Annotated in this window: 2 protein-coding genes; one reads left to right on the forward strand and one right to left on the reverse strand. The window is 61.2% G+C overall.

From position 1 onward, the window contains the following. Positions 1-296: 296 nt before the first annotated feature. Entirely contained in the window at positions 297-1,337 is a 1,041-nt protein-coding gene (locus PseAD21_RS29270) for a low specificity L-threonine aldolase (protein WP_102359170.1), read from the reverse strand. 126 nt (positions 1,338-1,463) lie between these two features. Between PseAD21_RS29270 and PseAD21_RS29275 the strand changes: the two genes are divergently transcribed. Beyond that, on the forward strand, positions 1,464-2,174 hold the full coding sequence (locus PseAD21_RS29275) for a TraX family protein (protein WP_102359171.1): 711 nt from the start codon (positions 1,464-1,466) through the stop codon (positions 2,172-2,174). Positions 2,175-2,283 lie beyond the last annotated feature (109 nt).

The following is a 2,283-nucleotide window of genomic DNA, read 5'->3' on the forward strand; positions in this document are numbered from 1 at the left end:
GTCATAGCGGTGTTTAGCACCTGGGGTTGGAACGCGGAGCGTCCCGGGATACGTTACCACGCGGAGCGTGGGAACGATCAGGGTGAGGCGGGGGAAGAGAACGCGCTAGAAGAGAAGTCTGGTCTTACGGTGGGAAAAGTCATTCCCGGCCGAAAATCGTTCCCACGCTCTGCGTGGGAATGCAACCACTGACGCTCTGCGTCATAGCGGTGTTTAGCATCTGGGGCTGGAACGCGGAGCGTCCCGGGAGGCATTCCCACGCGGAGCGTGGGAATGATCAGTGCGGTGGCGGGAGGTCAGGCGGACATGACTTCGCGGATATCGCGGGCCAGTTCGCGGACGCGTTCTTCTTCGGTGTCCCAGGAGCACATGAAGCGCGCGCCGCCCTTGCCGATGAAGGTGTAGAAGCGCCAGTTCTTCGCGGTCAGCGCGGCGATCGCCGGCTCCGACAGTTGCAGGAACACGCCGTTGGCCTGCACCGGGAACATCAGCTCCACGCCCGGAATGTCGCTGACCAGCTCGGCCAGCAGTTGCGCGCAGTGGTTGGCGTGACGGGCGTATTTAAGCCAGGCATCGTTTTCGAGGATGCCGACCCACGGTGCCGAGAGGAAGCGCATTTTCGACGCCAGTTGCCCGGCCTGTTTGCAGCGGTAATCGAAGTCTTCCGCCAGTTTGTGGTTGAAGAACAGGATCGCTTCACCCACGGCCATACCGTTTTTCGTGCCGCCGAAACACAGCACGTCAACACCGGCCTTCCAGGTCAGATCTGCCGGCGAGCAGCCGAGGAAGGCGCAGGCGTTGGAGAAACGCGCGCCGTCCATGTGCAGGTGCAGGCCCAGTTCCTTGCAGGTGGCGCTGATGGCGCGGACTTCTTCCGGGGTGTAGACGCTGCCGACTTCGGTGGCTTGAGTCAGCGTTACAACGCGCGGTTTCGGGTAGTGAATGTCCTGACGCTTGAGGGCGACTTCGTGGATCGACTGCGGGGTGATCTTGCCGTTTTCAGTGCCGGCGATCAGCAGTTTCGAACCGTTGGAGAAGAATTCCGGAGCGCCGCATTCGTCGGTTTCGACGTGGGCGGTTTCCGAGCAGATCACGCTGTGGTAACTCTGGCACAGCGACGACAGCGCCAGGGAGTTGGCGGCGGTGCCGTTGAAGGCGAAGAACACTTCGCAGTCGGTTTCGAACAGTTTGCGGAAATGGTCGGCCGCGCGTGCGGTCCATTCATCGTCGCCATAAGCGCGCTGGTGGCCGTGGTTGGCCTGTTCCATCGCAGCCCAGGCTTCAGGGCAGATACCGGAGTAGTTGTCGCTGGCGAATTGTTGGCTCTTGTCGGTCATGGCCGGCTTCCGTGGTCGAGACTCTTGTGAAGGCTCGTGGTCAATGATGATGCGCACTTTACCGAAGATCTTCCGGGGAGCACACGAGATGTCGCTGTCAGAAAATTACCAGTTTGTGGCCCGATTATGCACGTGACTAAACGCGACGGCGCGCTGGATTTGCTCAAGTGGCTGGCGCTGCTGAGCATGCTGCTCGATCACCTGCGATATGTCGGGATCAGCGCCGATTGGCTGTATGTTCCGGGGCGGATGGCCTTCCCGTGGTTTTGTCTGGCGATGGCGGCGAATCTCTCTCGTGCCGGTGCGCAGAAGACCGAATGGCGCTATCTGGGCTGGTTACTGCTGTTCAGCGCGGTCAGCGAGATTCCCTACCGCTTGTACATTCCGGATCCCGACACCTTGAACGTGATGCCTACCCTGGCGCTGGGACTGCTGGTGGCGCGGGGTTGGCAGGATCGGACGCTGCTGTCGCGGCTGCTGGGCGTCGGAGCCTTGCTGTTGGCGACGCTGTTTTCGCAATGGCTGATGTTCGGCTTGTTTGGCGTGTTGCTGCCGCTGGCGCTGCTGTGGGTGATTCGTCGCCCCTGGTATTTCAGCCTGCTGCCGGGGCTGGTGTGTCTGGCGGGCAATCAGTGGCAGGTGTTGTATGAGGCGGCGGAGTTCGGCAACTACGTGGCGGTGTTCGGCATCGCGGCATGCTTGATTGCGCCAATGCTTGGGTTGTTCTTGTTGCGACATTCCCGTTCTATCCATCCGCTGCCCATGCGCCGCTGGGCCTACGCGCTCTATCCCCTGCATTTCCTCCTGCTGTTCACCATCCGCGCGGCCTGCACATAACCCCTGTGGGAGCGAGCCTGCTCGCGAAAGCGGTCTGTCAGCCAACTTCTATGTCGGAGGTGCCGGTCTCTTCGCGAGCAGGCTCGCTTGTATGGTAGGACTTGAAGGG

The organism is Pseudomonas sp. AD21 (assembly GCF_002878485.1).
Lineage (GTDB): Bacteria > Pseudomonadota > Gammaproteobacteria > Pseudomonadales > Pseudomonadaceae > Aquipseudomonas.

What these genes read in the sequence shown, in the direction of transcription:
- PseAD21_RS29270 (WP_102359170.1), bottom strand. Translation starts at nt 1,337, where the DNA reads ATGACCGACAAGAGCCAACAATTCGCCAGCGACAACTACTCCGGTATC.
- PseAD21_RS29275 (WP_102359171.1), top strand. Translation starts at nt 1,464, where the DNA reads ATGCACGTGACTAAACGCGACGGCGCGCTGGATTTGCTCAAGTGGCTG.